Here is a 24038-nt window from a genome sequence, read left to right as displayed (position 1 = left end):
ACCGCCAGACAAGAGACTGGATTTGGCAAGAGGTTGGCCTCACGCTTCCAGCACCTCATTCAGAACCGCGATGGTTCTATCATCCAGCAGCGGCATCTCGTCATTGCCCACCAGGGCGGCAATGGTGTGAATGATTTCCGGCGGCACCTGCTGGCGGCGGCGCTTGAGCCGGTCCCGAATCACATCGCGCTGGCCACGGAGAATGTCGCGGTGAATCTCCAGCCCACGCCGCACCAGACTCAGCGCCCGTTCCTCCGCCAGCTTGAGCCGGCCGGCTTCTTCCGGCGCAAACCCACAGCGGCATTTGGGTTGGGTGAGCAGGATGTCTTCCACCGGCTCTGTACACACCATCTGATACAGGTTTGAGATTTCGTTGATGGCGTCCACGAGAAAGTCCTGCCGGCTGATGCTGAGTTGGGTGAGCATTTCCAGGTTGCGCCATTCGGGACTGGAAACCAGGCGCGTACAGAGCGGTTCGATGACATTCGACTGAGTCGCGCTGGCGTGGAGCAGGATGTAAAACTCGGCGTACACCGGCTGGAACGCACCAAAGGCCAAATCCACCTGCTTGCGGTTGTTCGGATAAAACAACTGCCAGGGCGGCGCCCCCCGGAGCTTGAACGTGGAGCGAATCCGCTCGGCAACGGGATTGTTGGTCGGGAAGCTCTCGTTGAGGTAACGCAACTTCGCTTCGCAACTGGCTTGCGCCTGACTGTAGCTATAGACGGCCTCCAGTGTTGCCCGGTCGCGCCAGAACGCATCGAGATCGCTGTCAAACAGCAGGCTCACTTCTTCCATTTCTTCGGCGATGGATTTGTGCATCAGCGCATGTCGGACGTGCGCCGCCACCCGGTCAAAGCGGCGGATGACCTGGATGGCTTCCCAGATATCCGTGGCTTCTTCCGGTGCCTGAGACAGCGTTTCAACGGCTTTGGAGAGATCGCGTTGCCGCCAGGCATGGTAGTACGCGCCCAGTTCCGCCAGTGCCCGGTCAAGATCGTCGGGAATGCACATCTCCACGCGCTGGCGCGTCGGGGCCACGAGATGCCCAATCCACAGCGCCGCATCCAGAGACAGCGCCTCCGGCATGCCTTCAGGCGAAACCGGCGAGATCAACGGCAGGAGCCACTCCCACATCTGCCAGGGTTCCGGGCGGACGGGCAGCGGCACATCGCTGACCGTCCCGTTCCGAAAGACGAAGCGGCCCTCGGTCAGGTACTTCCGGCGAAAGAGGGCAACACCGGCCTGGCGCACTTCCTCAAACAGGCGCTGCGTTGGTTCGTCCGTCGGCGTTACGCCCCCTAGCAGGGTTGGATCAGAGAGACACACAAGGCGTTTGAGCGCCCAGACATCCTCAGTATCAAGCGCGCCCGGCAACCAGTGCACGCCCAGGTCTTCCGCCCGGATGGCTTCGAGATCAAAGTCCGCCTGCCCGACCCGGCGCGGAAAATGAACCCGCATCTGGTAGTCACTCCCCCGGTTCGCCTGAGCCGGTTCCCAGATCACACCGAGCACGTCCTGGCGGATGATGTGCCACAGGTGCGTACAGCGTAGCCCCCACAGTTTGTCGCCCCCCTCGGCAAAGCCGAGGGGAAAATCCTCAAAGAGCTGACTGGCTGCAGCCAGCAGCGCCAGGCTGAGGCGCGGATCGTGGTCAGACAGACTTGCCGCCTGGGCATCCAGCAGATTGGTCAGGGCTTCGCCCGGATGGAGCGGAAAACGATACTCACGGGTCTCCGGGTCATCCCCTGTGACGATGACATTCTTGGCCAGCGCCCTGATCTGCTGAAGCAACGCCGCCGACAGCTTGTAGGTCGGCTTCTGCCCATAGAGATCGTAAAACAGGATGCCATTGGTCAGGTCGCGCACTGTGGCGGGAATGCCGGCCAGGGAGTGCATGAGAATCGCCTTGAGCAGCATGCGCGTATGCAGCCGCTGCCCCTGGCTGATGCGCGGCAGTACGGCTTCCACCGCCTGGTCGTAGTTCTCGAAGGCGTGGGCCAGCGGCGGCGCGGCGCGCAGCAGCGGCTCCAGCACATCGAACATTTCGTCCACGGTAAACAGGCTTTCCGCCGGACGATTCCGAATCCGCTCCGCAGCTTTCAGGGCAAAGGCCGGGAAGGAAAAACCACCCAGGTAGCGGCGCAGCCGTGACCCAATATCCCACGCCATCGGATGCAGCGGATAGAGGTTGATAAGCCGCTGTTCGTCGAGGTGCAGTTCCGGCAGCTTGCGTTGCAGTTGCTCCCGCACCTGAGCCACGGCATGGCGCTGCCGGGCATTTTTGGTCAGCAGATGCGCGCCAATAAGCGCCGGAATGGCATTTTCCCCGATGTATTCAACTGTATGGCTGGCCAGCAGCGTCGCCACCTGCGCGGGTGACAGCCGATGCCCCTTGGCGCTGTCGAGCAGGATGTCAGTTGCCGCGACATACACGCAGAGCGGAAACTGACGCGAGACCTGGCTGAGCAGTTCCAGCATCGCCACCACGACACCGGCCGTGCGCGGCGTGCGGTTTCGCAGCAGATCGTCGAGGCTATCTATGATCACGACAATGCCTTCCTCATCCGGGATGGCACGGCAGGACATCAGAATGTCCGCCGCTGTCAGATTGCTCCCGACTCCTGTTGAGTCGCTGGAAGCCAGCGTGTAGCTGATGAAACGCCCCAGGTAGTCCAGTGGCGTGAGGGTCACCTCCGAGGTGCTGACCTGCTCCCCATAGATGCTCACAACGTGCCAGCGCCGGGAACCAAGTTGGGCATGGATGTCCTGAAGCCGCCGCGCCGCCTGTTCCAGAGGTCGGCCGGCAGACCGGGCCAGCGCATGCACCAGGCGCAGCAGAAACGACTTTCCACTGGCCGGCGGGCCGACCAGCAGTGACGCCCGGTGCCCGGCCGGTGTGGGAGCCAACAGGCGCTCACTCAAACGCTGCAACACATCCCCAAACTCGTAGGTCAACAGCGCCCGCTGGAGCAGTTCACTTTCCCAGCCCGGAGAAGTGAAATCCACCGGCACAAACTCCGCCACACTCAGGCAGTCACGAATTTTTTGAGCCATGGCTGTTGTTCAGAAAAACCGAAAGAAAACCGTCGCCACCGGCCTCATCCCCCGCCCGACAATGCCTGTCGCCGGCACCAAATACGGACAGCGCCAAAGCCTCTCAGACCGGAGGCGTTTGAGGTACCAACATCCGTGAAGTTTCACCATCATACTCCGCCGGGTGCAGGTGTGCCATGTCAACCCCGGCGACGCCCCGGACGTGGCTTCTTGGCCGGCGGGCGCGCTGACGCTGCCGGCGGCGTCGCCAGGCGGAGATACGCCGCCGCCGCGCGATACCGTACGGCTTCCTTCCTGTCCTGAAACAGCGGCACGAGATCATGCACCGCCAGGCTCTGGTCACTGACCGCCAGCGCGTGGACGGCCGCCGCACGCACGGCCCAGTCCTCATCCGTCAGCGCCTCGCGCAGCATGGCGACGGTCTCCTGGTCCCGGACAGGCGGCAGGGCGGCAATGGCCTGGGCGCGGCCCGAAATGTTGGCATCGGCCAGCAGCCCGGCAAGCGAAGACAGTCCCATCCCCAGCCCCGGCACGGGCGCAAAACCGATCCCGTAGCGAAAGGCCAGACGAAAAAAACCACCCGGTGTCTTCATCGTACGCAACAGGTTGCGCCGCTGTACCGAAAAGTAACCCGACCTGGCCTGACGCTCCCCTATGGCGACATCGAGCAGCGCCTGCCGCCCCTCTTCATCTCCCTGGGCATACAGGGCCTTAGCTGCAGCAAAGGCCACTTCGGGTGTCTCGCTGCCAAGCGCCTGCCGGAGCAGCGGCAGCGCGCGCGGATCGGACAGCCCGGCCAGCGTCGCGCAGGCGGCCACCTGAACGTACACATCCTTGTCGGCCAGGGCGGTTTCAAGCAACGGAAAGGGATTGTTCTCGACGCGGGTCAGGCTCAGTGCGATGACGGCTTCACATCGGTGGTCGGGATTTCTTTCCTTCAGCCCCTGCTCCAGGATCAGGCGCGCCGCTTCGAGGTTCGCCTGCCGTTCGTCGGCAACTGCTTCCTTCATCGGAGCGGCCCCGGCCGCCAGCGACTGGCCGCCCACAAGCGCTGGCGACAGCCCAAGCACGAGCAACAGCCCGCCGCCCAGGCGTCCCCAGCGCCACCGCTTCGCCGGTCTCCAGCCGCGGCTGGACACAGCTACCATACTGACACCTCCAGTCGGTTCCGGCTTCCCGGGGCGCGCTGTCACGCGCGGGCACGCTCCAGCGCCCGCCCGGCCTGGAACATCCGGGTCTCTTCAAAGGCCGGGGCCACAATTTGCAGGCCAATTGGCAACCCTTCCCGGCTTGTGCCACAGGGCAGGCTCATGCCGGGAACACCGGCCAGGTTCAGCGTAACGGTGTAAATGTCAGACAGGTACATTTGCAAGGGATCGTCCGTCTTTTCGCCCAGCCTGAACGCCGGCGTTGGCGCGGTCGGCATCATGAGCACCTCGCACTGCTCAAAGGCCCGTTCAAAATCACGGCGCAGGAGAGTCCGCACCTTCTGGGCCTTGAGGTAGTAGGCGTCATAGTAGCCCGATGAAAGCGCATACGTTCCCAGCAGGATGCGCCGCTTCACCTCAGGCCCGAAGCCCTGCTCACGGCTGAGGGCATACATGTCGTGAACCGTGGTCGCCTCCGGTGCGCGGTAGCCGTAGCGGACGCCATCGAAGCGCGCCAGGTTCGCGCTCGCCTCGGCCGTGGCGATGATGTAGTAGTCGGCAATGGCATAGCCCAGATGTGGCAGGGAGACTTCAACCAGCGTTGCCCCCAGGCTTTCGTAAGTCTTCAGGGCTTCCCGCACGGCGGCTTCCACGTCCGCGTCCAACCCGGCACCGAAGGCTTCCTGTACCACGCCCACCCGCCAGCCGCGCAGGTCGGCTTCGAGTTCGGCAAGATAGTCGGGAACCGGATGCAGCGAACTCGTGGCATCGTGCACGTCGTAGCCGGCCATCACGCCGAGCATGCGCGCGGCATCGCGTACCGTGCGCGTCATCGGGCCAATCTGGTCCAGCGATGAACCAAAGGCGACGAGGCCATAGCGTGAGACGCGCCCGTAGGTCGGCTTGACGCCGACGATGCCGCAGAAACTGGCCGGCTGCCGGATGGAGCCGCCCGTGTCGCTGCCCGTTGCCGCAAGACACATGCCAGCGGCGACGGCGGCCGCGCTGCCGCCGCTTGACCCGCCAGGAACGCGCGTCGCGTCCAGCGGATGGCGGACGGGGCCAAAGGCCGAGTTTTCATTCGACGACCCCATGGCGAATTCGTCCAGATTGGCCTTGCCGACGATGACAGCTCCGGCGGCTTCCAGGCGCGCCACGGCCGTGGCCGTATAGGTTGCCGTGTAGTTGGCCAGGATATTTGAGGCGCAGGTCGTCCGGGTGCCGGCCAGACACTGGTTGTCTTTGACGACAATGGGCACTCCTTCCAGTGGGCGCAGCGGTTCGCCGGCGGCCAACCGGGCATCCACTTCTGCGGCCTGTTGCAGCGCCCGGTCAGAGAGCACCGAAAGCAGGGCATTGAGGTCGGGATTGCGTTGCGCGATAGTTTCCAGCGCCGCCTGGCAGGCTTCGGTAGCCGAACAGGTCCGCGCCTGAAACGCGGCATGCAGGCGGTCAATATCGAAATCGAGGAGATTCACCACGTTCACGCTTGATTCAAGGAATTTGGAAGTCGTCGCCGTGGCTGGCCGGCGGATGCCGTGACGGTAATCGGTAATCCCCCTGCGGTCAATTCGACGCCTGTCCCCACCGGCCAACCTCTCACCCATTTTTGCTGTGGAGTTTCCCCCCAATGCACATTCGCGGTCATGGACTGACCCTGGCCGATGTCGTTCAGGTCGCCTGCGACGGCTCGGCAGTGGTCGAAATTGCCCCTGACGTTCCGGCCCGGCTGGCCCGCAGTCGCGCACTCATCAACGCCATTCTCGCTGAAGGACGCATCGTCTATGGTGTCAACACGGGTTTTGGCAAGCTGTCGTCTGTCACCATCTCCCCGACAGCGCTGACGGAGCTGCAACTCAACCTCGTGCGCTCGCATGCCTGTGGCGTCGGAGTGCCGCTCTCTGAAGCCGAAACCCGCGCCATGATGCTGCTGCGGGCGAACGTGCTGGCGCAGGGCACGTCCGGCGTCCGGCCGGTGGTTCTGGAACAGCTTGTGGCGCTGCTCAATGCCCGTGTGCATCCGGTCATCCCGGAAAAAGGCTCGGTCGGGGCCAGCGGCGATCTGTCGCCGCTGGCACACCTGGCGCTGGTGCTCATCGGTGAAGGCGAAGCCAGTTTTCAGGGCGAACGCCTGCCCGGATGCATCGCTCTGGCCCGCGCCGGGCTGCGCCCGCTTGCCCTTGAGGCCAAGGAAGGTCTGGCGCTTCTGAACGGCACGCAGGCGATGAGCGCCGTGGGCGGGCTGGCGCTGGCCCGGTTGCTCGAACTGGCCGAGTTGGCCGACATCGCCGGCGCGCTTTCGCTCGATGCGCTCCACGGTACGGCTGCGGCCTTTGACGCCCGCATTCACGCGGCGCGTCCCCATCCCGGACAGATCACCGTTGCCCGGCATCTGCGCACCCTGCTGGACGGCAGCGCGATTATGGCGTCGCACCGCGACTGCCCACGGGTACAGGATGCCTACAGCCTGCGCTGCATGCCCCAAGTACACGGCGCGGCGCGGGATGTTTTTCACTTCGCGCAGCACACCCTTGAGACCGAGTTCAACAGCGCCACCGACAATCCGCTGGTCTTCACCGACACAGGTGAGGTGCTCTCTGGCGGCAACTTCCACGGCGCGCCGGTGGCGCTGGCGCTGGATGCCTGCGCCATGGCCGCGGCCACCCTGGGCGGCATTGCCGAACGCCGCATCGAGCGTCTGCTCAACCCGGACTTGTCGGAGCTGCCGGCGTTTCTTTCGCGGCAGCCGGGACTCCAGTCGGGGCTGATGATGGCGCAGGTGACGGCCGCTGCGCTGTGCAACGAAAACATGGGACTGGCCCATCCGGCTTCCGTGGGGTCGCTGCCCACCGGAGCCGCCAAGGAGGACTTCGTTTCGATGGGCATGACGGCGGCGCTCAAGCTGCGGACGGTTGCCGAAAACCTTGCGGCCATCCTGGCCATTGAACTGCTGGTGGCCACCCAGGCCCTGCCCTTTCTGCGGCCGCTGCGCACCAGCCCACAACTCCAACAGGTTGAGGACTTCATTCACACGCTCGCGCCGCCGCTGGAAGGCGACACGCCCCTGACACCCTGCATTCAGGCCATCCAGACGCGCCTGCCGGACATCCTGGACGTAGCCCGGAATGCTGTCGCCGGCAACAGCGCGTAACCCTTCCGCCCCACCGGGCGCAAACCAGTGAGAGACCCCACGCCCGCCGGCCGAAGGCTACTTTGGCGGCTTTTCCGGCAGCTTCTCGCCGGCCCGGATGGCGACCGGTAGGTGGTTTTCCGGCGGCGGCAGGGGACAACTGTAAGCGCCGCCGTATGCGCAGTACGGATGGAACGCCTGATTGAAATCGAGCACGTATTCGTTGGTCGGGCGGCGTCTGAGCTGAAGGTAACGCCCGGCCGCATAGGTTTCCCGGCCGGCGGTCGTATCCCGAAACGGAATGAACAAATCGGCCGCAGCTTCCGGCACGCCCAGGTCCGGCGTCAGGACCAGCAGCGAACAGTCCACGCCCTCCACCTTGAACCGGAAGACCCCGGCGCAGCGGTAGCGCCGGATTTCACCGGGGCGGTTCGTCGCCATCTCAATGGTGGTTTCTTTGGAACAGGGTTCGAGGGTGACAACGAAGCGATAGTTGGGATCAAAGGGAAAATAGGTCAGCCCCCTGAAGGTCGTCCGCCGTTCGGCCGGGATGGGTGAATCAGCCTCCAGCCGGAAGGCCCGGTCCTTCAACTCGCGCTGCGCCAGCAGCGCCTGCGCGACACGTTCGACCGGAGCGCGGGGATCATCAAGCGGACTGAGTGGCGGTTCGGGCGCGGCATCAGCCACCGGGGCCGCGGCTGGCGGTGTCGGCGGTGTGGTGACAGGACGTGGCGCGTCAGACGCACAACCGGACAGGATGACCGCCGTACCCACCAGACACGTCAGACTCAGGCGCATGACGACAGCACGGCTTCCCATCCGGCTCTGCCACCCGGAGCATCCCGGGCGAAGGCACGGTTCATATTGTGCCGTACGGGCGTTTCCACCCCACGGAAGGCACAACCGTAACCACATCGCCGTTTTCAAGGCGCGTGTTGATGTCGTCCAGGGTGTTGATGTCACGGCTGTTGACGTAAATGCTCACGCTTGGCTGACGCAGCCCACGCCCGTTGTAAATCTCTTTGCTGAGCTTGGTGTATTTCTCCGTCAGCTTGCGTAGCGCCTCGCCGACCGTCGTCGCCTCGACAGTAACGGCGCGCTGGTTGTCGGTCAGGGGAAGATACACCGAAGACAGTTCAATGGTGACAGCCATAGGTTCACACGACTCCGCAGGCAATGCTTCTGAAAAAGGTGAGGACGCAGCGCCAGCCGGAGGATTACCCGGCGTATTCCATACTTACGCCAAGACTTGCCGTGACTCAAGTAGGTTGGCGGACAGTCGCCGCACAAAGCCGTGGCGCACCCCGAAACCGGACCGAACCGGCAGAGACCTGCCCGATGACATCCACGGAAAGCCGGGGGAGCCGGGCGTCAAAAAGTTCTGTTCGTAAAAAGACACTTTCGCTTTGACTTCTGCCGAGTTGAAAGTAGGTTGGTAGCAGATGAACTGAATCCCCCCAACCAAACGCCTGAAACCTATGTCATCCCCATCCGTACTCCCTTTGTCATTACCGGCGACCATCCGATTGGGACTGCTCAATGTGGCGATTGGCATGAATGCGCTGCTCGTCTTCGGCATCCTGAACCGGGTGATGATCAGTGAGTGGCAAATCAACGCAGCGCTCGTGGGGATATTCGTCTGTGCGCACTATGTCGTCTGCCCGATGCGCACGCTGGCTGGCTATGCCTCGGACACGCGGCCGCTCTGGGGCTACCGCCGTACGCCCTACATCGTGGGCGGCATGCTGGTCGCCCTCGGCTCACTGTTGCTCATCCTGCATGCGGCGCAGTGGATGCGGACCCAACCGTTCTGGGGCAGTCTGGCCTGTGGGATGGCATTTGCGCTCTGGGGGCTGGGACTCAACGCCGCTTCGGTGCCCTACCTGGCGTTGATGAGTGATTTGTCGGGGCCACACCGCGCCCGGACGATTTCCGTGGCCTGGTTCATGATGGTGGCCTTTGGCATCGTGGCGACGGGCATCGTCATTGCGAAGTACTTTGACTTGAACCTGTCGAAGCTGTCCACCGACATAACGGCCCTCGACACGGCTGCACTCGACCAGGTGCTTCAGCAGTTGTTCTACACCGTGGTAGGGATTTCCGCCCTGCTGATGCTGGCGGCCGTCATCGGCATGGAGCCGCGCCACCGGAACCTGGCGGCCGAAGATGAAAAGCCCCCGACGCTGCGCGAAACGATTGCCGTCATGACGGCTGACCGGGATTCAAAGATTTTCTTCGCCGTCGTCGCGCTGGGTATCTTCGGCGTCAACGCCCAGGATGTGCTCCTCGAACCTTACGGCGCGCAGGTGTTGCAGATGTCGCTGGCAGATACAACCCGCCTTCAGCCGACCTGGGGCGGAGCCACACTCATCTCAATGCTGTTTGCCGGTTTCATCCTGGCCCGACGCCTCTCGCGCAAACAGATTGCATTGCTGGGAGCATTTTTGAGTACGTTGGGATTGGGACTTGTTATTGCAGCCGCAGGCTTGGGAAGCGGAGTCCTGCGGGTTGGGGTGTTCACTTTGGGAATGGGCAGCGGGATTTTCGCTGTCGGGGCCCTTTCGATGATGATGGACATGACGCGCCCCGGTCAGGCGGCCACCTACCTGGGCGTCTGGGGCATTGCTCAGGCACTGGCGCAGGGCACGGCCGGGTTGACCGCCGGTGTCGGACGCGCCGGACTGGAAGCGGTGACGGGACAGATTGGGCTGGCCTACCAGGGTGTGTTTGCCCTTGAAGCCCTGGCTCTGATGGCCACCGTGTGGTTGCTGCTGTCTATGGGGCGGACGACGCCCCAGAAACTGGAAGAACGGCGGGATGACCGCCACGGCATCGAGCATCTGGCCGATGTCGTCAGCGCGAACTCATGATGAAACCCTGATGAGCGCGCTTTGAAAAGACAGCCCGTATCGTGTGGCGGCCAAAGGTGCCCGATACGGTCATGGGTTTGCAGGGAGGAGCGTGTCCTTGTTGAGTGGGGACGCAGCAAGCAGACGTTTCCTTCCCTGCAAATTGATTCTGGAGGAATAAAGCCGTACTTCCGTTGGTGGGGAAGTACGGCCGGGTTTGCAGGGAGGAGCGTGTCCTTGTTGAGTGGGGACGCAGCAAGCAGACGCTTCCTTCCCTGCAAATTGATTGCCGGAAGGATGGAGCTTGAGTGTCCGAGTCGAGTGGGAACGAGCAAAGGTACGCTGCGCCTTTTGAAACTTTTTCTCTGTAGCGTTACACACGTTACCCCGGACAGCTCGCCCGGTTTTGCCGGGAGCGCGGCATAAAACCGTGATGCAGAAGTGGCCAGGCACAGAACCGCCCGGCTTCCCACCGTTGAAATCCATTACCGGGAGCGTGTTTTATGCGGGTGATTGTATGTGGAGGGGGGCCGGGCGGGTCCACAGCGGCGGCCACGTTGGCGCGGGCCGGCGTTGAGACGGTACTCATCGAAAAAAGTTTTTCCCGGATCAAGCCCTGTGGTGGTGCCATTCCACCGGTTCTGGTGCGGGACTTCGACATTCCTGAGCACCTCATCCAGCGGCGGGTCTCCTCCGTGGCGGTTTATGCCCCGTCGGGGCGGGCCGTCACCATGGACATTCACCAGGGTTACGTCGGCATGGTCTGCCGCGAGGCGTTCGATGCGTTTCTGCGCCAGCGGGCAAGCCAACTCGGCGCTCTTGTCGTCGAGGGACGGGTTGAAGGCGTGGATGCCACCGAACGCGGCGCGACCGTCACCTTCACCACGCCCCAGGGAAACCGCCAGACGCTGGTGGCCGATGCCATCATCGGCGCGGACGGGGCCAATTCCTTCGTGGCACGTACCTTCAATCTTCACCAAGGCGGTCTCGTCGCGGCGGCCATCCAGGAGCGGTTTGCCCTCAATACCGAAACAGCGCGCCGCCTCAACGAACGCTGTGCCATTTACTATGACGGCCGCTACTCGCCCGACTTTTACGGCTGGGTCTTTCCCAAAGCCGACCACGTCGCCGTCGGCACCGGCACGGCCATTCGCAGCGCCAATCTCAAGGGACACCTTGAAGCCTTCAAGCAGCACTTGGGCATCAGTGAACGCCCCACGCTGCGCGAAGGCGCGCCCATCCCGCTCCGCCCCTATGACCGCTGGGTGACGAACCGCGTCGCGCTGGTTGGCGACGCCGCCGGACTCGTGGCCTCCAGTTCAGGCGAGGGGATTTTCTACGCCATGAAAAGCGGCGAGATGGCCGCCGAGGCCATGCTGGAATGTCGTCACGATCTGCGCAGCGAAAAACTCTATCGCGCCTACCAGAAGGCTTTTCTGAAGAAGTACGGGGCCACGTTCCGCTTCCTCGAACTGATGCAGAACCTGTACTACAAAAACGACGCCCGGCGGGAAGCATTCGTGGCCATCTGCCGCGACCGTGGCGTGCAGGATTTGACGTTTCAATCCTACATGTACAAAACGCTGGTGCGGATGCCGATGCTCGACGGCATCCGCATCATGAGCAAGAACTTCTATCACCTGACCCGCGCCCTGCTGGGGCTGTACCGCCCTACCCGGCTCGACGCCACTCCCGCCTGATTCGTGCGTTTACCGGCCCGGCATCGCCCGTGGCAACGGCGTAGCCCGTGGCAGCTCACCGGCCGGGGCGGATTCCACCTTGCGCGTCAGCCCAGCCAGGATGGGTTCCGGAAAGATGCCAAGGTAGAACACGGCAGCCAGCGTCACTGACAGCACCGTGGTCAGCGTCCACGGCAGGTCGGGCAGTTCGTCCTCATTTTGCCGTCCTTCCTGGAAAAACATCGTCACAATCGGGCGCAGGTAGTAGTAAAGCGACACGGCGCTGTTGAGCACGGCAACGATGACCAGTTCGGCGTAGCCCCCCTGCCACACCTCCCGGAACAGAACGAACTTGCCCATAAAGCCGGCCGTCAGCGGAAGCCCCCCCAGGGCAAGCAGGAAGACCGCAAGCGCCACAGCCGCTCCCGGTGCCTGAAAGCCCAGCCCGGCGTAGTCCAGAATGAGCGTCTGGCGGTCGTCCTCACGCGCCACATAGGCCACGACGGCAAACGCCCCCAAGGTGATCACGGCATAGCCGGCGAGGTAAAACAGAGTGGCTTTCCAGTCGCCGACGATAACCCCCAACAGGGCATAGCCGGCGTGGGCAATCGAGGAATAGGCCAACATGCGCTTGATGTCGTCCTGCACGATGGCTACGACGTTGCCGATGACCATCGAGAGCACGGCCACCGTGGCGAGGATGAGCGTCCACGTCTGGTGCAGCGCCCCGGCTTCAGCCGGAAACATCTCGGCAAAGACCCGCAGCAGGGCGACGAAGGCTGCCGCCTTGGGGCCGGCCGCCATAAAGGCCGTCACGGGCGTCGGCGCACCCTGGTACACATCCGGCGCCCAGAGGTGAAACGGTGCGGCGGCTGCCTTGAAACACAGTCCGACCAGCATCAGCGCCGCCCCGGTCAGGAGCAGTGATTCCGACGTCAGGTTGCCGTTTTGCACGACGATCTGAATGGTCTTGAGATTGGTCGTGCGCGTCGCGCCATAGACCAGCGCCATGCCATAGACGAGAAAGCCCGTCGAAAACGAACCCAGAATGAAATACTTGACGGCCGCTTCATTCGACCGCAGATCGCTGCGCCGGAAACCGGCCATGGCGTAGGAGGCAATCGAAAGAATCTCGATACCCAGAAACAGCATGGCGAGGTCGCCAGCGCCGGCGATGAGCAGCATGCCTACCGTGGCAAAGGTCAGCAGGGCAAAGTATTCGCCGCCACTTTTGGACTGATGTCCAAAAGTTGGCATCGCCAGCAGGGCCGAGAGCGCCGCCACAAGGAGCAACACAAAGGCAAAGGCGGTACGCAGGGGGTCCGTCACCAGCATGCCGTTGAAGCTTGAACCCGGCGACAGACCAACCCAGCGCCAGACGCCATAGGCGGCCAGACCCAGCCCGCCCAACACGATCAGACCAGCCCACCGCCGGCTTTCTCTGGCAAAAGCGTCATACATCATGACCACCAAACCGGTAGCGGTCAGGCAGATTTCCGGGAGAACTGCGGTATAGTTGATGTCTGGATTGACGGGCATCGTGGATGGAGCAGAAACGAAATGGACTTGCGCACACCGCACCATAATCACCGGCGCAAGCGACGGCAAGCGACATCCCGCCAACTTTTGTATGTTTCATCACAGGCCCGGCACATCTGTCCGCCTTTTTCTCTGAAGCGACGGCAGTTATCCAGGTCAGGACTTTGCATTGCAGCCTTCCACGCCGGGAGACACCTGTGAGAACCTGCTCGCCCACCGGATACATTCTGGTTGCCATCCTGTTGTTCTGGTTGGGAACGTCCATCGGCCACGGCCAGGGACGGACGCACACCGTCCAGGTGGCCTCGGTCAACGATGAAACGGTAGCCCGCGAAACCGTGGCCGCCTACCGGGCGCGGGGCGTGGCGGCCTACTACGTCAAGGTCGAACTGCCCCAGGGGACATTTTACCGGGTGCGGGTCGGACGCTTTGCCAGCCCGGCCGAAGCCCAACGCTACGCGCGTGCCATCGGCGTCCGGGATGCGTTTATCACGGTCTATGACGGCCCGGCAGATGCCGCGCTGACGCGCGCGCCGGCGCTCCCGGCCCCGCTTCCACCGCCGGGAAACACTCCGCCGTCAACCACGGCATCCGGGGGAAACACTCCTGCCAAAGCCCTGCCGCCGCCGGTGCTGGTCATCAAGCCAAAGGGCCAGCCGGCACCACCGCCGGCCGTCGTCAAGCCGCCGCCGGATGCCACTCCGCCGCCGGCCGGCAATCAAAGCACTGACAGAAGACCCGGCGGACAACCCGGCGACGCAGCCGCAGCGCCCGGAGAAACACCCCCTCCACCAGCCGAAGCCCCGGGGCGGCAGTTGCCCCGGCGGGCCGACCGGCTGGTGCTGCTGCTGGAAGGGAGCGCGGCCCCGGTGACGCCCGCCTGGGCGGATTTCCGTCCCGACCCGTCACCCTGGATACGCCTTTCCACGCCCACCCGCGCCGACCTGCACTGCGCCTACTTCATCAGCCCGGAAAAAGGCTGGGTTGGCGGACGGCGTGGCACGCTTCTCCACACCGAAGATGGCGGCCGGCACTGGGTCGAACAGGTCACTGGCACCAAAGCCAACATCACCAGTCTGTTTTTTCTGAATGCCCAGACCGGCTGGGCCGCCGTCGGCGGCACCTATGGTCTTGATCCAGCCGTAGATGGCATTGAACCAACCATCCTGCGCACGGACGATGGCGGGACGCTCTGGCGTCCCATTGCGGAACTCGATGTGCGCAGCCTGTGGTTTGTGAACGAACAGGTTGGGTTTGCCGTCGGCAACTACGGCTCGGTGTTCCGTACCACGGACGGCGGTGCAACGTGGACGGCCTGCGAGGGACTGCGGCGTGCCATCGAGCGGCCCGAAGGTCTCCCCGATGCCGTCCTGACGTTTACGCTCGTGCAGTTTCTCGATGAGCGTCGGGGCTGGGTGGCCGGCAACTTTTTCGGACGCGGCATCACGCGCCCGGCCGGCGTGTTCTGGACGCAGGACGGCGGCGAAACCTGGACGCGCTACCCCATTCCATTTGCCGCCACCAGCGCCGACATCACCTCGATGCGCTTCCTCGATGCCCGGCGCGGCAGTGTCGTCTCGGAACTCTACCGGGGCGACGCCCGCTTCGTCACCCTGCACTTCACCAACGACGGCGGCGCGACGTGGAGCGAACGCCGGATGGCAGTGCCGGGCTTTCATGTGACACACTTTCTGGACGAACGTACGGGCTGGACTATCGGGGCACTGCTTTCCCGTGACAGCTCTTCCCCGCCCTATGAAGTCGGCATCTGGGCGACACGGGATGGCGGCCGCACCTGGCGGGAGGAAAAAACCCTTGCCGGCACGCAGATTTACGGGGCCTTCTTCCTCGATCCGCAAACCGGCTGGGCCGTGGGGCAGGGCGGCACGGTGCTGCGCTACCGTCCCTGATGGCTGATTTCTGAAACCGGGACGCTGACGGTGCAACTCTTTCTTGAAAACATCTGGCTGGCGCTCATCAACGTCTGGGCCAACAAGCTCCGCTCCCTGCTCACTGTTCTGGGCGTGCTGGTGGGCACGGCGACGGTCATTGCTGTTTCCTCGGTACTGACCGGCGTCAAGGACCGGACGGCGAAGCTGGCGGCGCAGGTTGGGCCCGAGGTGCTTTACATCAGCCGCTACGATTCCATCGGGCCGCGCTTTTCACGGGTGACGCCCGAAGAAAGACAGCGCAAACCGCTCACCGAAGAGGATGCCGAAGCCGTCAACCGCCTGCCTTCCGTCCGTGCCGCCACCCCGCAGCTTGTTGTCGGCAGCTTTGGGCCGAGTGCCACGCAGTACCGTCTCAAGTACAAGGGGCGCGAAGCCACTCGCCCGATTGCCTTTGGCGTCTGGGCCAACTACCCGGAAGTCCGCTGGCTGAACCTGCGCCTGGGACGCTTTTTTACCCCGGAAGAACACGACCGCAAGCTGGACGTAGCCGTGCTCGGCCCCGTCGCCGCCGAACAGCTCTTTGGCACGCAGAACCCGCTCGGCGAGATGGTGGAATTTGAAGGACGCGCCTACCGGGTCATCGGGGTCGTCGAAAAGGGTCCGACCGGCATTTTCGGTGATACGCCGGAAGACCGGCAAATCCTGATTCCCTACGCCAATCTGGCCCAGCGGTATCCCGACCTGCTCCGTGACCGTGGCATCACCATCATTGCCCACGCCCGCGAGGGACGCCTCGAAGCCATGCGCGATGAAATCACGGAACTGCTGCGCCGTCGCCGCCGGCTTCGCTCGGACCAGCCCGACAACTTCGGCATCAGCACGCCCGATGCTATTTTTGAGACTTTCAACAGCATCACCTCTGTGCTGGGCATCATTGCCGTCTCCCTGGCGTCGGTCAGTCTGCTCGTCGGCGGTATCGGTGTGATGAACATCATGCTCGTGTCGGTCACGGAGCGCACAAAGGAAATCGGGACGCGCCGCGCCGTCGGCGCACGCCGCCGGGACGTTCTGACGCAGTTTCTCATTGAAGCGGTGGTGCTTTCCCTCATCGGCGGTGCGCTGGGCATCGGGATTGGCGTCGGGATGAGCGCTGGACTCAACGCCTTTGTCCCCAGCGTGCCGTCGCTGGTGCCACTCTGGTCCATCGGCGTCGGTTTTGGTATTTCGGTTGCTGTCGGACTGGTATCCGGTTTCCTGCCGGCGCTGCGGGCCGCCCAGCTCGACCCGGCCGAGGCGCTGCGGTACGAGTAGCCTGCACCTTCACCCTGCCCACCAGAGCTTGAGGCCCAGCAGCAGGAAAACCGCCGCCAGCCCCAGCCCGGCCTGATATTCGCGGTGGCGTACGTACAGCCGCCAGTCAAAGCCATCTCCCAAGGCGGCCGCCAGGCGGCGCAGGTCGGGCACGAAGAGCGGTGTCTGGGCCGCGTATGCCGGATAGGTATTGGGAAACAAACGGGCCAGGTGCGCGGCTTCCGCCTGCATGACCGGCCAGTAAATCCCGACAAACAACCCGGCAACCAACAGAGCGAGCGGCCATGGCGCGCCGGCCGTCAGACAGCCCGTGGTCATCCAGGCACTTCCCCAGTACAGCGGATTGCGCGCCAGTCGGTAGGGCCCCCGCACCGTCAGCACTTCGTCCTTGCGCAGGTGGCCGGTGGCCCAGGCCCGCCAGCCCAGCCCGACGAGACTGAGGCTGCCGCCAATTGCCATGGAAACCGGCGTCGGCTGCGCCAGCAGCACAAACAGCGCCGCCGCCACAAAACCCAACGGAACGCGCAGCGTCTGGGCCCGGTGCCGCCACCCGGCCGCCGAATCACGCGGACCTTTCATGCCAGACCGCAGGCCGCACGCGCGGCCTCGATGGTTGCCAGCGCCTCGGCGCGTGCGCGCCGGGCGCCCTCCCGCAGTACGTCCTCGATGTCATCGGGCCGCGCCAGCAGCGCCGCAAAACGCTCACGCGCCGGACCGAAAAAGGTTTTCAGCTTGGCCAGCAGGGCTTTTTTGGCTTCCCCGTAGCCGTAGCCGCCAGCGCGAAAGGCATCCGCCATGGCAGCCTTTTCCTCCGGCGTGGCGACCAGCGCGTAAAGCTGGAAAATCGTATTCCGCTCCGGGTCCTTGGGGGCTTCAACGGGCGCGGAGTCAGTGACAATCCCCATGACGGACTTTTTCAGCGCCGCGTCATCAGCAAAGAGTTCGATGACATTTCCGTACGACTTGCTCATCTTCTGCCCGTCGGTTCCCGGCACGAGGCCGGCCACTTCACTGACGCGGACTTCCGGCAGCACGAACACCTCGCCGTAGGTGTGGTTGAAGTAGCCGGCCATGTCGCGGGTCATCTCCACGTGCTGCACCTGGTCGGCCCCGACCGGAACGACGTTTGAACGGTAAGCCAGGATGTCCGCGGCCATGAGCACCGGGTAGTAAAACAGCCCGACTTTGGGAGCAATCCCGCGCGCAACCTTGTCCTTGTAGGCGTGGGCGCGTTCGAGCAGCCCCATGCCGGTCACGGTGGCCAGAAGCCACGCGAGTTCGTGCAGTTCGGGAACGTCCGACTGGCGGAACAGCACGGCGCGCTGGGGGTCGAGTCCCAGCGCCAGGTAGGCGGCGGCCACCTCGCGCGTAAGCGCACGCAGTTGGGCGGCGTTGTTGATGGTCGTCAGCGCGTGGTAGTTGGCAATGAAATAAAACGCCTCGCCTTCGTGCTGAAGCGCCAGATGCTGCGCAATGGCGCCAAAGTAGTTGCCCAGATGGAGTTTGCCCGAAGGTTGAATGCCGGAGAGAAAACGTTTTGGTTGGGTCATCGTGATGTTGCCTCGGTTATGTCGCCTCGACGAAATCCAGCGCCTTGCCGTGGGACTCTTCCAGCAGCGCCAGCGCGAGATAGGCCAGCAGCGTGCAGCCAATCCCGACGGCCAGGGCGCTGTAGAGTAGCCCAAGCGCCGTGTGGTGTGTCAGCCACTGGAGCGCCAGCGTCAGGGGGACGACCGAGGCCCGGACAAAATTCGGCGCACTGGTGGCCACAGTGGCGCGCAGGTTTGTGCCGAACTGTTCGGCGGCAATCGTGATGAACACCGCCCAGTAGCCGGCCGCAATGCCGATGCAGAAGCACAGCCCGTAGAAGTAGGTCGGCGACGCGCCCCGTGAGCCGACATAGACGAAGGTCAGCAGCAGGGTCAGCGTCTGAAAGGCAAAGACGACCCGCCGCCGGCTGCGGAAATACTGGCTGAGCAGGCCGCTGGCCAGATCGCCCACCACGAGTCCGGCGTAGGCATACTTGATGGATTCGCCGGCGGTGATGCCCGGAATGCCCAACTCACGGGACAGCTCCGGCGACAGCGTGATGAGAATCCCGATGGCAAACCACAGCGGCACGCCGATGAGAATCGAGCAGAAGAAGCGGCGGAAGCGGTCGCCGTTTGTAAACAGGGCGAAGAAATCGCCGCGCGACACTTCCTGGGTTTCAAGCGCCTGAAACATCCGCGATTCGAGCAGGGTGGCGCGGGTCGCCAGCAGGAGAAAGCCCAGGATGCCGCCCGTCATGTAGGCCACCTGCCAGGAGAAATACTTGCCCACGGTAGCGGCCACCACGGCCCCTGACACGCCGACGCCGGCGACAATGGCTGTTCCGTAGCCGCGCAGGTCTTTGGGCAGACTTTCACTGACGAGCGTCACGGCTGCCCCCAGTTCTCCGGCCAGCCCGACGCCGGCCAGAAAACGCAGCACAACATAGAGTTGGAATGCCGTGACGCCGCCGGGCAGCAGCGCCGCCAGCTCGATGATGAAGGCGTTGGCAAAGTTGGCGACGGAATAGAGCAGAATCGAACCGAACAGGACGGAACGCCGTCCGCGCTTGTCGCCAAGGACGCCCCACAGGATGCCGCCGAGCAGCAGCCCGATCATCTGCACATCGAGCAACAGGATGCCGTCATCGAGCAGGCGCTGGCCTTCCAGACCAAGCGCCTGCAAACTGGGAACGCGCACGATGCCAAACAGCAGCAGGTCATAGATGTCCACGAAGTAGCCCAAAGCCGAAACAATCACCGTCGCCGAAAGGAGTGGCCGAAACCGTTCAGGCAAAAGCTGGCGCATAGACGGAAAGGGTTATCTGACCGGAAATCATGCGATGTCCGGCAAGCATAACCGAAAGGCGCTGTGGCCGTCGCCAGCGACTTTGGGCGGAAGGCCCGTCAGGCCAGACTTCTGACAATGCCTGCCACCAGATCACGTTCCTGGGCGGGCAGCACGGTACGCGGGTCGCACACGATGTTGTTTCGCACGATGCGCGCCACGATAGGCGGTGTACCACAGCGCAGGTGGGCAGCCAGTTCTTCGGCTGCAAGGTGTCTGGGAGAGAGGCAGATGAGCGTCGTGGGAAGCTGGACGTGGGGCGCGCAGCCGCCGCCGATGACGGACTGGCCGGCTTCCAGCGTCACCGTGGCGCTTCCGGGCGGTATCTGACGACGAATGGAACGGGCGAGCCGCCGGGCGCGGCGGTCAAGGTCGGCTGGCGACTGGCGGATCATGGCCAGTACCGGAATGGCATCCGTTTGACCGGTGCGGTACAGCCGCAGGGTGGCTTCCAGCGCCGCGTAGGTCAGCTTGTCAGCGCGCAGCACGCGCAGCAGCGGATTTTGCCGGATGCGCGCGATGAGCGCCTGCCGTCCGGCGATGATGCCGGCCTGGGGGCCGCCCAGCAGTTTGTCGGCGCTGAAGGTCACGACATCGGTGCCCTCGGCCAGCGAGCGCGCCGGAGATGGTTCATCGTCAAGCCCACAGCCGGCGAGGTCGGCCAGCAGTCCGCTGCCCACGTCTTCAAACAGCAGCAGGTTGTGCTGGCGTGCCAGTGCGGCCAACGCTGCCAGCGATGGACGTTCCGTAAAACCCAGCAGGCGGAAGTTCGAGGGATGAACCCGGACGATGAGGCGTACATCCGGCGTGTTTGCCAGTGCGGCTTCGTAGTCGGACAGGCGGGTACGGTTGGTTGTGCCGACTTCGCACAGCCGGACGCCGCTTTTGGCCATGATGTCGGGAATGCGGAACCCGCCGCCGATTTCCACGAGTTCGCCGCGTGAAATCAGGGCTGTCTGGCCGCGTGCCAGCGTATCGAGAACCAGCCACACGGCGGCGGCGCAGTTATTGACGACGAGCGCGGCTTCGCAGCCAAGCAGCGCCTGCCAGTGGGCTTCGCCGTGGCGGTCACGGCGGCTGCGTTCGCCGGCGGACAGGTCATATTCCAGGTTGCTGTAGCCCTGTCCGACAGCCAGCAGGGCATCCAGCGCCGCTTTTGCCAAGGGCGCGCGGCCGAGGTTGGTGTGCAGGATGACGCCGGTGGCATTGATGACCGGGATCAGGCCCGGCTGGGCGGCCAGCCGCTGCCGGGCGAGGTCCAGCCCACGCGCCAGCAGGTCTGCCGGTGTGGCCTCGGTTGCGGGCTGCTGGCGGAGTTCGGCGCGCAGGCGGGCAATGGCTTCGCGGGCGGCAGCGCGCTGCTCGGCGGGCGTGTGGCGGGCTGGTGCGGCATCGGCGGCAAGCGACCGGGCCAGGGCCTGGGCCAGTCGTTCGACCGACGGCAGGGCGCGCAACCGCTGGCGTACGTCAGGCGGCGGCGCTGGCGACGACATGGTTGCGAAGGGTGCCGATATGTTCGATTGTGATGGCTACTTCGTCGCCGGGCTGGAGAAAGACCGGCGGTTGCCGGAACACGCCGACGCCGCCGGGTGTCCCGGTTGAGATGACATCGCCGGGTTCAAGCGTCATGGACTGTGACAGAAACCAGATGAGATAGGGAATGTCGAAAATCATTTCCCGGGTGTTGGAAGCCTGCATGACCTCTCCGTTGCGCGTCAGGCGGATGTCGAGGGCGTGCGGGTTGGGGATGTCGTCCGGCGTCACGAGCCACGGACCTATGGGCGCGAAGGTGTCGCAGGATTTGGCGCGGGTAAACTGCTTGTCCTGGCGTTGCATGTCGCGGGCGCTGACATCGTTGAGAATGGTGTAGCCGCCAACGTAGTCGTACGCGGCTTCGCGCGGCACGCAGCGGGCGGTTTTTCCGATGACGACAGCCAGCTCGGCTTCGTAGTCCACTTCGCGGCTGTTGGGCGGCAGGACGATGGGTGCGTTGTGGGCGGTTATGGCGCTGGCGTACTTGGCAAAGATGACGGGTTCCGTGGGCGGTGTTTTGCCCTGTTCGGCGGCGTGGTCGCGGTAGTTCAGTCCGACGGCGATGATTTTCCCCGGACGCGGCACAGGCGGCAGGTAGGTCACTTCGGTCAGGGGAAGGACGGACTGGCTTTGCCGTTCGGCTTCGGCCTGGGCGTGGGTGACAAGAGCAATTCGGGCGTTGGTATCAAGGTTGAAGACATCGCCGGGTGTGGTCAGGGCGTGGCTGACATCCACGGCCAGGCTGTCCAGCACAAGACCGGTGAAGGGCAAGGGGCGGGACGGGTGACGAAACAATCCAAGGCGCATAATTGGGAAGTATTGCTGGGAGCGCGGGCGTCCCGCCCGCTTCTTACCGTGCGGATGCCGGCGCGTCGCAGTACATATTGGAGTCACAGGCTGCCAACCCACCTGGTGAGTTACCTTACCTGATAGATGAAGCGAGAGGGAAGATCAGACGCATGGAAGCGGGCGGGACGCCCGCGCTCCCAGCAAGGCTATTCGGCGCGGGAGAACCCCCCGGCCAGCCCACGCTTTGGATCGCGCCAGAGGATGTCAGGACGAATGCCAAACTAGCCGCAGGGCAGTTCGGCATCCCCGCAAAGTCCTTTGACTGGATACACGTATTGGTATCCTCTGACGGTCTTTATCTCGTAGCGCGAATTCGCCGGTATGAGTTCTCCGTTTGGCCCCCTGGTCAGATAAAAGCGTATCGTGGGTGGCGGCAGAAGCCACGTGGACACTGAATTTTCCGGCAGGCGCAACAGACCAGCTCCAGCATAGGACTCAATAGCCATTTCAATTTGGTCTTTGGCACAGGCTGTCGCAGCTACTCCAGCAGCAACTGTCAGTGCCGCAACCAGAGGTGCCCATTGCCAAGGCAGGCTTCTTGTACGCAACCAGACTGAGTGACGAAAAGGGAGCAGCACCAATGCACTGCCACCAACCAGTGCCAGAATCGCAGCCCCGATGGATACCCGCAGCGGAAGAAATGTCAAGGCCGTTATAAACAAGAAAAGATAAAAGTAATTTAGACGGAAAAGAAATTCCGGCATCTTTTCTCTTGCCTCATTTACATATCTGACCAGTATTACAAAAAGCAAAACCAGACCAATACGGACATACGAAAAGCCGTATCTTCCATCTGGACCTGAGGCTAGAATGAAAACGTTTCCTATCAATCCAATTGTAGCTATCAGATATATTATTTTCTCTGGTCTTACTATGAATATAATCCAAGAACATATCGATAAGTTGATTATCGAGAGAAAGATGAAAGACTTTTGATTCCTAAGAAAAGTTAGAGTCATTTCACCGTAATCTGCCGGTACTGCCGAGTGGTACGAGTCCGGTATTGGCTTGAAAGGGGCGATAAATACCGGCAACTTGGCTTCCCACTCTACCGTTTCCGGGGGTAAAGACCAATCAAGAGAAAAGTTCGGGATTGTCACCGGATACAAAAAGTACCCGGTTGAGATAAACTGGACCATCAAAAAAGGTAGAGTGTATGCAATTACTAAAGTGATAAATCGCTGCACCAGAGATGGATAGTTTCTTACTCTCCAAAATTCTGCTAACGCAACGGTAGCAAGTAGTGGAGCTAGTGAAAGTTTTAATCCTAAAGCGCCTAAAGATGCCAGCCAAGCAGCTTTTGCTCTTTGTACCAGAGAATCTGGCTCAACCCAAAAAAGCCAAGTAATTGTAGCGAACGAAAACACCACGGCAATATCTGGAGAGGGAGAGTAAACGTCTGGTTCAGCCTTCTAATAACAGCAGCAAAGTAAACCACTGATACAGTAGCCAGGAATATATCTGAGTCAAGTGCTTGCCTTTTATAAATCCTTTGACCAACTACAAGAAAGTTCAGCATGAAAAGGGCACAGAGAAAACCATTTGCTGCTGCATAAGTACGCCCACGGAATGGCGTTACATCAAACACGGCTGTAAGCGTATGCCAACTGCTTGTCAGACCCAGGTGTGCTTCCAAAAGGGCCAGTCCAAAAGGTGTCCCGTATTCGCTATACCAGCGTACTCGTGGAATATGGTAGATGTGAGCATCTCCAGAGATTGTACCGCGCAAAACAAGCCAGGCCGAAGCACTTGATACAACTAGAACGCCCAAAACAACTGGCAGCGTACAAAAGCCACGGTAGGCTTTCAGTGCCTGAAGTGATTCCTTTGACCACAGAGCCGGAAGAGACAACCCAGCCGCAACGAGGGCGCACCAGTGCGGACGCAGCGGTGCGACAATGGACAACGCCAGCAACGCGTCGCCAAGGTCAGCAATCCCACCCACAGGGTTGCCAACAAACGGTCAGCCGGACGCTCAATAGCAGAAGGACAGCCAACCAAGCTTAGGACAGAAGTCCCGACCATCAGGCAGACGCCGAACAAGAGCGCCCATGCAACGAGGTAAAACAACATAAACACCGGGGGCGTGAGCGTCCAGCCTGCTTATGGCATTCCTGGGAGTGCGGGCGTCCCGCCCGCATCTTAGGGAGACCTACCATGGGGCGCAGGTGCGT

18 protein-coding genes are annotated in these 24038 nt (G+C 62.7%); 5 read left to right on the top strand and 13 right to left on the bottom strand.

From position 1 onward, the window contains the following. Nucleotides 1-39: 39 nt before the first annotated feature. From CABTHER_RS00775 to gatA, 3 genes are all read right to left on the bottom strand, one after another. Nucleotides 40-3057: a DUF6079 family protein gene (locus CABTHER_RS00775; protein WP_014098669.1), complete on the bottom strand. Its 3018-nt coding sequence runs from the start codon at nt 3055-3057 to the stop codon at nt 40-42. A 179-nt stretch (nt 3058-3236) separates the two neighbouring features. Beyond that, nucleotides 3237-4205, bottom strand: a complete 969-nt coding sequence (locus CABTHER_RS00770) for a HEAT repeat domain-containing protein (protein WP_014098668.1) — start codon at nt 4203-4205, stop codon at nt 3237-3239. A 41-nt stretch (nt 4206-4246) separates the two neighbouring features. After that, a complete protein-coding gene (gatA, locus tag CABTHER_RS00765) occupies nt 4247-5812 on the bottom strand; it encodes an Asp-tRNA(Asn)/Glu-tRNA(Gln) amidotransferase subunit GatA (protein ID WP_081464621.1) in 1566 nt (521 codons plus the stop codon). A 23-nt stretch (nt 5813-5835) separates the two neighbouring features. Between gatA and hutH the strand changes: the two genes are divergently transcribed. After that, on the top strand, nt 5836-7356 hold the full coding sequence (gene hutH / locus CABTHER_RS00760; RefSeq protein ID WP_014098666.1) for a histidine ammonia-lyase: 1521 nt from the start codon (nt 5836-5838) through the stop codon (nt 7354-7356). 57 nt (nt 7357-7413) lie between these two features. On the opposite strand, the gene CABTHER_RS00755 is transcribed toward hutH, so the two are convergent. Together CABTHER_RS00755 and CABTHER_RS00750 are read right to left on the bottom strand one after the other, a co-directional pair. Further along, nucleotides 7414-8154 carry a DUF1684 domain-containing protein gene (locus CABTHER_RS00755; RefSeq protein ID WP_014098665.1) on the bottom strand — a complete coding sequence of 247 codons (741 nt, stop codon included), beginning with the start codon at nt 8152-8154 and terminating at the stop codon, nt 7414-7416. 40 nt (nt 8155-8194) lie between these two features. Further along, nucleotides 8195-8488: a MoaD/ThiS family protein gene (locus tag CABTHER_RS00750; protein ID WP_014098664.1), complete on the bottom strand. Its 294-nt coding sequence runs from the start codon at nt 8486-8488 to the stop codon at nt 8195-8197. A 325-nt stretch (nt 8489-8813) separates the two neighbouring features. On the opposite strand from CABTHER_RS00750, the gene CABTHER_RS00740 reads away from it, so the two are divergent. Both CABTHER_RS00740 and CABTHER_RS00735 read left to right on the top strand, forming a co-directional pair. Continuing rightward, a complete protein-coding gene (locus tag CABTHER_RS00740) occupies nt 8814-10205 on the top strand; it encodes a BCD family MFS transporter (protein WP_081464620.1) in 1392 nt (463 codons plus the stop codon). A 482-nt stretch (nt 10206-10687) separates the two neighbouring features. Further along, on the top strand, nt 10688-11884 hold the full coding sequence (locus CABTHER_RS00735) for a geranylgeranyl diphosphate reductase (protein WP_014098661.1): 1197 nt from the start codon (nt 10688-10690) through the stop codon (nt 11882-11884). Between the two features lie 9 nt (nt 11885-11893). Here the strand turns inward: CABTHER_RS00735 and CABTHER_RS00730 are convergent, their stop codons facing one another. Further along, nucleotides 11894-13402, bottom strand: coding sequence for an NADH-quinone oxidoreductase subunit N (locus tag CABTHER_RS00730; RefSeq protein ID WP_014098660.1), 1509 nt, complete (start codon nt 13400-13402; stop codon nt 11894-11896). A gap of 197 nt (nt 13403-13599) precedes the next feature. Here CABTHER_RS00730 and CABTHER_RS15200 point away from each other — a divergent pair, with 197 nt between their 5' ends. Then, nucleotides 13600-15312: an SPOR domain-containing protein gene (locus CABTHER_RS15200; RefSeq protein WP_014098659.1), complete on the top strand. Its 1713-nt coding sequence runs from the start codon at nt 13600-13602 to the stop codon at nt 15310-15312. Between the two features lie 30 nt (nt 15313-15342). Then, the gene (locus tag CABTHER_RS00720; RefSeq protein ID WP_014098658.1) at nt 15343-16605 is read left to right on the top strand and encodes an ABC transporter permease; all 1263 of its coding nucleotides are present in this window, start codon (nt 15343-15345) and stop codon (nt 16603-16605) included. A 9-nt stretch (nt 16606-16614) separates the two neighbouring features. On the opposite strand, the gene CABTHER_RS00715 is transcribed toward CABTHER_RS00720, so the two are convergent. From CABTHER_RS00715 to CABTHER_RS16880, 7 genes are all read right to left on the bottom strand, one after another. After that, on the bottom strand, nt 16615-17184 hold the full coding sequence (locus tag CABTHER_RS00715; protein ID WP_014098657.1) for a methyltransferase family protein: 570 nt from the start codon (nt 17182-17184) through the stop codon (nt 16615-16617). Continuing rightward, nucleotides 17181-18155, bottom strand: a complete 975-nt coding sequence (gene trpS / locus CABTHER_RS00710; protein WP_014098656.1) for a tryptophan--tRNA ligase — start codon at nt 18153-18155, stop codon at nt 17181-17183. Before trpS ends, CABTHER_RS00715 begins: the two co-directional genes overlap by 4 nt. 16 nt (nt 18156-18171) lie before the next feature. After that, nucleotides 18172-19443, bottom strand: a complete 1272-nt coding sequence (locus CABTHER_RS00705; RefSeq protein WP_014098655.1) for an MFS transporter — start codon at nt 19441-19443, stop codon at nt 18172-18174. Nucleotides 19444-19541: 98 nt separating this feature from the next. Next, entirely contained in the window at nt 19542-20975 is a 1434-nt protein-coding gene (selA, locus tag CABTHER_RS00700) for an L-seryl-tRNA(Sec) selenium transferase (RefSeq protein ID WP_014098654.1), read from the bottom strand. Then, nucleotides 20950-21822 (bottom strand): fumarylacetoacetate hydrolase family protein, encoded by an 873-nt coding sequence (locus CABTHER_RS00695; protein ID WP_081464617.1) that lies wholly within the window; start codon nt 21820-21822, stop codon nt 20950-20952. The genes selA and CABTHER_RS00695 overlap by 26 nt, the downstream gene beginning before the upstream one ends. 263 nt (nt 21823-22085) lie before the next feature. After that, nucleotides 22086-23234: a hypothetical protein gene (locus CABTHER_RS16885; protein WP_148263870.1), complete on the bottom strand. Its 1149-nt coding sequence runs from the start codon at nt 23232-23234 to the stop codon at nt 22086-22088. Further along, nucleotides 23141-23809 carry a hypothetical protein gene (locus CABTHER_RS16880; protein ID WP_148263869.1) on the bottom strand — a complete coding sequence of 223 codons (669 nt, stop codon included), beginning with the start codon at nt 23807-23809 and terminating at the stop codon, nt 23141-23143. The genes CABTHER_RS16885 and CABTHER_RS16880 overlap by 94 nt, the downstream gene beginning before the upstream one ends. Between the last annotated feature and the right edge of the window lie 229 nt (nt 23810-24038).

Origin of the sequence: Chloracidobacterium thermophilum B, assembly GCF_000226295.1 — a bacterium.
Lineage (GTDB): Bacteria > Acidobacteriota > Blastocatellia > Chloracidobacteriales > Chloracidobacteriaceae > Chloracidobacterium > Chloracidobacterium thermophilum.
The sequence above is the reverse complement of the archived record's forward strand: the minus strand, read 5'-3'. Positions and strand labels throughout refer to the sequence as shown.